The 6,538-nt window shown below is 52.4% G+C and carries 5 protein-coding genes; all 5 read left to right on the plus strand.

The genetic code is table 11. From position 1 onward, the window contains the following. Nucleotides 1–58 precede the first annotated feature (58 nt). Nucleotides 59–922: a F0F1 ATP synthase subunit gamma gene (atpG, locus tag ACLBVC_RS24020; protein WP_101077833.1), complete on the plus strand. Its 864-nt coding sequence runs from the start codon at nucleotides 59–61 to the stop codon at nucleotides 920–922. A 32-nt stretch (nucleotides 923–954) separates the two neighbouring features. Further along, complete coding sequence (gene atpD, locus ACLBVC_RS24025) at nucleotides 955–2,337, plus strand: F0F1 ATP synthase subunit beta (protein ID WP_410151716.1); 1,383 nt, start codon at nucleotides 955–957, stop codon at nucleotides 2,335–2,337. 27 nt (nucleotides 2,338–2,364) lie between these two features. After that, nucleotides 2,365–2,787, plus strand: a complete 423-nt coding sequence (locus tag ACLBVC_RS24030; RefSeq protein ID WP_015699279.1) for a F0F1 ATP synthase subunit epsilon — start codon at nucleotides 2,365–2,367, stop codon at nucleotides 2,785–2,787. Nucleotides 2,788–3,059: 272 nt separating this feature from the next. Beyond that, entirely contained in the window at nucleotides 3,060–4,430 is a 1,371-nt protein-coding gene (gene glmU / locus ACLBVC_RS24035; protein ID WP_410151717.1) for a bifunctional UDP-N-acetylglucosamine diphosphorylase/glucosamine-1-phosphate N-acetyltransferase GlmU, read from the plus strand. Nucleotides 4,431–4,655: 225 nt separating this feature from the next. After that, nucleotides 4,656–6,485: a glutamine--fructose-6-phosphate transaminase (isomerizing) gene (gene glmS / locus ACLBVC_RS24040; protein WP_195825560.1), complete on the plus strand. Its 1,830-nt coding sequence runs from the start codon at nucleotides 4,656–4,658 to the stop codon at nucleotides 6,483–6,485. Nucleotides 6,486–6,538 lie beyond the last annotated feature (53 nt).

The raw sequence follows: 6,538 nt of genomic DNA on the forward strand, positions 1-6,538 counted from the left end.
TGCTGCCCTGCTTATTGCAGATAAGCAGCAGGCCGTTTGGTCATGAGGAGAAGCAGAGATGGCCGGCGGAAAAGAGATACGTAGTAAGATCGGCAGCGTGCAGAACACGCAAAAGATCACTAAAGCGATGGAAATGGTCGCCGCCTCCAAAATGCGTAAAACGCAGGATCGCATGGCGGCCAGCCGTCCTTATGCAGAAACCATTCGTGAAGTGATTGGTCACCTCGCGCTCGGGAATCTGGAATACAAGCACCCTTACCTGGATGAGCGTGAAGTTAAACGCGTCGGGTATCTGGTGGTGTCTACCGACCGTGGTCTTTGTGGTGGTCTGAACATTAACTTGTTCAAAAAACTGCTCACAGAGATGAAAGATTGGTCCGCGAAAGGCGTTGAGGTTGACTTAGCCCTGATCGGTTCCAAAGCAGCTTCTTTCTTCGGTTCCGTTGGGGGCAACGTTGTTGCTCAGGTGACTGGCATGGGGGATAACCCTTCCCTGTCAGAACTGATCGGACCGGTGAAAGTGATGTTGCAGGCTTTCGATGAAGGTCGTTTAGACAAGTTATGCGTTGTTAGCAATAAATTCGTCAATACCATGTCTCAGGAACCACGCATCGTACAGCTGTTGCCTCTGCCCCCGGCAGAAGATGGCGTACTGGCGAAGAAATCCTGGGATTACCTGTATGAGCCGGATCCGAAAGCACTGCTGGATACCCTCCTGCGTCGCTACGTGGAATCTCAGGTTTATCAGGGCGTCGTAGAAAACCTGGCCAGCGAACAGGCCGCGCGAATGGTAGCGATGAAAGCCGCAACCGATAACGGCGGCAGCCTGATCAAAGAGCTGCAGTTGGTATACAACAAAGCTCGTCAGGCCAGCATCACTCAGGAACTCACCGAGATCGTCGGGGGAGCCTCCGCGGTTTAAGCTAGGTTTACGAATTACGTAGAGGATTCAAGATGGCTACTGGAAAGATTATCCAGGTAATCGGCGCCGTGGTGGACGTCGAGTTCCCTCAGGATGCGGTACCGAACGTGTACCATGCTCTTGAGGTAGAAAACGGTACCTCCAAGCTGGTGCTGGAAGTTCAGCAACAGTTAGGCGGCGGCGTTGTTCGTTGTATCGCAATGGGTACATCAGATGGCTTGCGTCGCGGTCTGAAAGTGAACAACCTGCAACACCCAATTGAAGTTCCGGTGGGTGTTGCAACACTGGGTCGTATCATGAACGTATTGGGTGAACCAATCGACATGAAAGGTGAAATCGGCGAAGAAGAACGTCGTGCCATTCACCGTGCTGCGCCTTCTTATGAAGAGCTGGCAAACTCCCAGGAATTGCTGGAAACCGGTATCAAAGTTATGGACCTGATGTGCCCGTTCGCTAAGGGCGGTAAAGTCGGTCTGTTCGGTGGTGCGGGTGTAGGTAAAACTGTAAACATGATGGAGCTGATCCGTAACATCGCGATCGAGCACTCCGGTTATTCTGTGTTTGCAGGCGTGGGTGAACGTACTCGTGAGGGTAACGACTTCTACCACGAAATGACCGAATCCAACGTTATCGACAAAGTTTCCCTGGTCTATGGTCAGATGAATGAGCCACCAGGTAACCGTCTGCGCGTTGCACTGACCGGCCTGACCATGGCGGAGAAATTCCGTGATGAAGGTCGTGACGTACTGCTGTTTGTTGACAATATTTACCGTTACACCCTGGCCGGTACCGAAGTGTCTGCACTTCTGGGCCGTATGCCATCAGCGGTAGGTTATCAGCCAACGCTGGCGGAAGAGATGGGCGCTCTGCAAGAACGTATCACCTCTACCAAAAGTGGTTCTATCACCTCCGTACAGGCCGTTTACGTCCCTGCGGATGACTTGACTGACCCATCTCCAGCCACCACATTTGCTCACTTAGATGCAACCGTGGTACTGAGCCGTCAGATCGCGTCTCTGGGTATCTACCCGGCGGTTGACCCACTGGATTCCACCAGCCGTCAGCTGGATCCACTGGTTGTTGGTCAGGAACACTATGATGTGGCTCGTGGCGTGCAGTCTATTCTGCAACGTTACAAGGAACTGAAAGACATCATCGCGATCCTGGGTATGGACGAGTTGTCAGAAGATGACAAACTGGCCGTATCCCGTGCGCGTAAGATCGAACGCTTCCTGTCCCAGCCATTCTTCGTGGCCGAAGTCTTTACCGGTTCTCCGGGCAAGTTCGTATCGCTGAAAGATACCATTCGTGGTTTCAAAGGCATTATGGACGGCGACTACGATCACCTGCCAGAGCAAGCGTTCTACATGGTCGGCACCATTGAAGAAGCAGTGGAAAAAGCCAAGAAACTGTAACGCTAGTTTGTTGTGAGAGAGGATGACATGGCTGAAAAAGCTTACCATCTGGATGTTGTCAGTGCGGAAAAACGTATGTTTTCCGGCATGGTACAGAAAATCCAGGTGACGGGTAGCGAAGGCGAACTGGGTATTTTCCCGGGGCATGCTCCGCTGCTCACCGCCATCAAGCCTGGCATGGTGCGCATTGTTAAAGAACACGGTGAAGAAGAGTATATCTATCTTTCCGGTGGCATCCTTGAGGTGCAGCCGAATGCAACGACCGTGTTAGCTGATACTGCAATCCGTGGGCAAGACCTCGACGAAGCGCGCGCGCTTGAAGCTAAGCGCAAAGCGGAAGAACACATTAGTGGTTCTCACGGCGACGTTGATTACGCTCAGGCGTCAGCGGAACTGGCTAAGGCGATCGCGAAACTTCGCGTTATCGAACTGACCAGAAAAGCGATGTAACAACATCATTGAGAAAAGCGACCTTCGGGTCGCTTTTTTTTTATCTTTAAAAAAGGGTATTTTTCAGCATTTTTCCCAAGGCTAACTTAGGCTTTAGGTGGAATACTTGCGTAATTAATGGACATATTACCCTCAGATTTTTTGTTATAGTTTACATCGTGTTCAACCCTTGCGGGCTGCGGCTTGCAGGCGGTTTTTGACACGAAATATGTAGTAATTCGTTCACATAACGGGTTACTTTTGTCACTCAAATTGGATTTGTCAGGTCATCTATGTCAAACAGCTCACTGAGTGTGGTGATCCTTGCCGCGGGCAAGGGAACACGCATGTATTCCAACCTCCCTAAAGTTCTTCATACGTTGGCGGGAAAGCCAATGGTTCAACACGTCATTGATGCGGCCACACAAGTGGGTGCCCGAAACGTGCATCTGGTCTATGGCCATGGTGGCGATTTACTGAAGAAAACGCTGGCTGGCAGTGAACTGAACTGGGTATTGCAGGCTGAACAGTTGGGTACCGGACATGCAATGCAACAGGCTGCGCCTTTCTTTGCGGATGACGAAGATGTCCTGATGCTTTACGGCGATGTCCCGCTGATTTCGGTCGAAACGCTGAATAATTTGCTGAAAGCTAAGCCTGAAGGGGGTATCGGTTTGCTGACCGTCGTGCTGGATAATCCAACCGGCTATGGCCGCATCGTGCGCGAAAATGGCATTGTGACCGGCATCATTGAGCAAAAAGATGCGAATGCTGAGCAGCTCAAAATCCAGGAAATTAACACCGGTATTCTGGTGGCCAACGGCGCGTCGTTAAAACGCTGGCTCGGTCAGTTGAATAACAATAACGCGCAGGGCGAGTATTATATTACCGACATCATCGCGATGGCACATGCGGAAGGCAATCTGATCGCCACCGTTCATCCGGCGCGCGAAAGCGAAGTGGATGGCGTGAATAACCGTCTGCAACTCTCCCGCCTTGAGCGCGTTTATCAGACCGAACAGGCCGAACGCCTGCTTCTGGAAGGCGTGATGCTGATGGATCCGGCGCGCTTTGATCTCCGTGGCGAGTTGTCTCATGGGATTGATGTGGTGATCGACACTAACGTCATTATCGAAGGCCACGTAAAACTGGGCGATCGCGTGAAAATCGGCGCGGGCTGCGTACTGAAAAATTGCGTGATCGGCGATGACTGCGAAGTCAGCCCGTACAGCGTATTTGAAGATGCTGTGCTGGAAAGTGGTTGTACGGTCGGACCTTTTGCCCGTCTGCGTCCGGGGGCCGAACTGGGTGAAGGCGCTCATGTGGGTAACTTCGTCGAAATCAAAAAAGCGCGTTTGGGGAAAGGTTCGAAAGCGGGCCATCTTTCCTATCTCGGCGACGCCGAAATTGGCGACAACGTGAATATCGGCGCGGGGACGATTACCTGCAACTATGACGGCGTGAACAAAAGCAAAACGATTATCGGCAACGATGTCTTTGTCGGGTCTGATACCCAGCTGATTGCGCCGGTCACCGTGGGTAATAATGTCACCATCGCTGCCGGAACAACCGTGACGCGCGATGTGCCGGATAACGGTTTGCTGTTGAGCCGCGTTCCGCAGGTACATAAGCCGGACTGGCAGAAACCCGTGAAGAAAAAATAAGCTACCCTGAAACGTAATGCGTCAGGCGTATAAAATTGCGCCTGATTTCTTTCTGTCGCTTTGTATTTTGGTCTGCATTTTTATCCGAATGCAGACCAAAACATAATAATCCCCAACTTCTACAAGGCTCGGGGAACCGCACGTACACCGGAAAACGGGGCGTGTGGATAAATCAGGTCAGGCATCAAAAAAGGTCCCGAAAGACCTTCAATAGGAATAAAACTGATGTGTGGAATTGTAGGCGCAGTAGCGCAACGCGATATTGCTGAAATTCTGTTGGAAGGTTTACGCCGTCTGGAATACCGCGGTTATGACTCAGCGGGTCTGGCCGTGATTGATGCAGACGGAAAAATGGGGCGCCTGCGTCGTCTGGGCAAAGTCCAGATGCTGGCTGACGCTCTGGATCAACATCCTTTGCACGGCGGTACCGGTATTGCACATACCCGCTGGGCAACGCACGGTGAACCTTCTGAAGCGAACGCACACCCGCATGTATCTGATTACATTGCGGTAGTGCACAACGGCATTATCGAAAACCACGAACCTTTGCGTGAGTTACTGATTGAACGCGGTTACCGTTTTGATTCCGAAACCGATACCGAAGTGATCGCGCATCTGGTGCATTGGGAACAACTTCAGGGCGGCACGTTGCTGGAAGTCGTTCAGCGTGTGATCCCTCAGCTGCGCGGCGCTTATGGCACCGTAGTGATGGACCGACGTGACCCGTCCGTTCTGGTCGCAGCCCGTTCCGGCAGCCCGCTGGTAATTGGTCGTGGCGTGGGTGAAAACTTCATCGCTTCCGATCAGCTGGCGCTGTTGCCTGTTACCCGACGCTTCCTGTTCCTGGAAGAAGGCGATGTGGCCGAGGTTAAACGCCGTTCTGTCAGCGTGTATGACAAAAACGGTCATGCCGTTGAGCGTGCAGAAATTGAATCCAAAGTGCAGTACGACGCCGGTGACAAAGGCGAATACCGTCACTACATGCAAAAAGAAATCTACGAACAGCCACTGGCGATTAAAAACACGCTGGAAGGGCGTTTCAGCCACGGTGAAGTCAATCTGAGCGAACTGGGCGAAAAAGCGGATGAAATCCTGTCCCGCGTTCAGCATGTTCAGATCATTGCCTGCGGCACGTCATACAACTCCGGTATGGTGGCGCGTTACTGGTTCGAATCACTGGCCGGTATGCCGTGTGATGTCGAGATTGCGTCGGAATTCCGTTATCGCAAATCTGCCGTTCGTCCTGGCAGCCTGATCATCACCCTGTCTCAGTCTGGTGAAACCGCCGATACGCTGGCGGCACTGCGCCTGTCCAAAGAGCTGGGTTATCTCGGTTCTCTGGCCGTGTGTAACGTTGCCGGTTCTTCGCTGGTGCGTGAATCCGATCTGGCGCTGATGACCAAAGCGGGCACAGAAATTGGCGTGGCGTCGACGAAAGCGTTTACCACCCAGCTGACCGTTCTGCTGATGCTGGTGGCGCGTATGGGCCGTCTGAAAGGCATGGCACCACAGGTTGAGCATGACATTGTTCACGCATTACAGGCGCTGCCTGCGCGTATCGAACAGATGCTGTCGCTGGATAAAACCATCGAATCGCTGGCGGAAGGCTTCTCTGACAAACATCACGCGCTGTTCCTCGGACGTGGCGATCAATACCCGATCGCGATGGAAGGTGCGCTGAAGCTGAAAGAGATTTCCTATATTCATGCGGAAGCGTATGCGGCAGGTGAGCTGAAACACGGCCCGCTGGCGCTGATTGATGCCGATATGCCGGTGATCGTCGTTGCACCTAACAACGAACTGCTGGAAAAACTGAAGTCGAATATCGAAGAAGTGCGCGCCCGCGGCGGCCTGTTGTATGTTTTCGCCGATCAGGATGCCGGTTTCACTGACAGCGACGGTATGAAGATCATTCAGTTACCGCACGTCGAAGAAATCGTTGCACCGATCTTCTATACGGTTCCGTTGCAGCTGCTGTCTTACTATGTCGCGCTGATTAAAGGTACTGACGTAGACCAGCCACGTAATCTGGCCAAATCGGTCACAGTAGAATAAGCCTCGCTGGCTTTGAAACTGCCTTCTAAGCGCCCACCTCGGGCGCTTTTTTA

The organism is Rahnella selenatireducens, from assembly GCF_046449555.1.
Taxonomy (GTDB): Bacteria; Pseudomonadota; Gammaproteobacteria; order Enterobacterales; family Enterobacteriaceae; genus Rahnella; species Rahnella selenatireducens.

Bases quoted from the DNA above. Each gene is read 5' to 3' on its own strand.
- atpG (WP_101077833.1), top strand. From the start codon at position 59: ATGGCCGGCGGAAAAGAGATACGTAGTAAGATCGGCAGCGTGCAGAAC.
- atpD (WP_410151716.1), top strand. From the start codon at position 955: ATGGCTACTGGAAAGATTATCCAGGTAATCGGCGCCGTGGTGGACGTC.
- ACLBVC_RS24030 (WP_015699279.1), top strand. From the start codon at position 2,365: ATGGCTGAAAAAGCTTACCATCTGGATGTTGTCAGTGCGGAAAAACGT.
- glmU (WP_410151717.1), top strand. From the start codon at position 3,060: ATGTCAAACAGCTCACTGAGTGTGGTGATCCTTGCCGCGGGCAAGGGA.
- glmS (WP_195825560.1), top strand. From the start codon at position 4,656: ATGTGTGGAATTGTAGGCGCAGTAGCGCAACGCGATATTGCTGAAATT.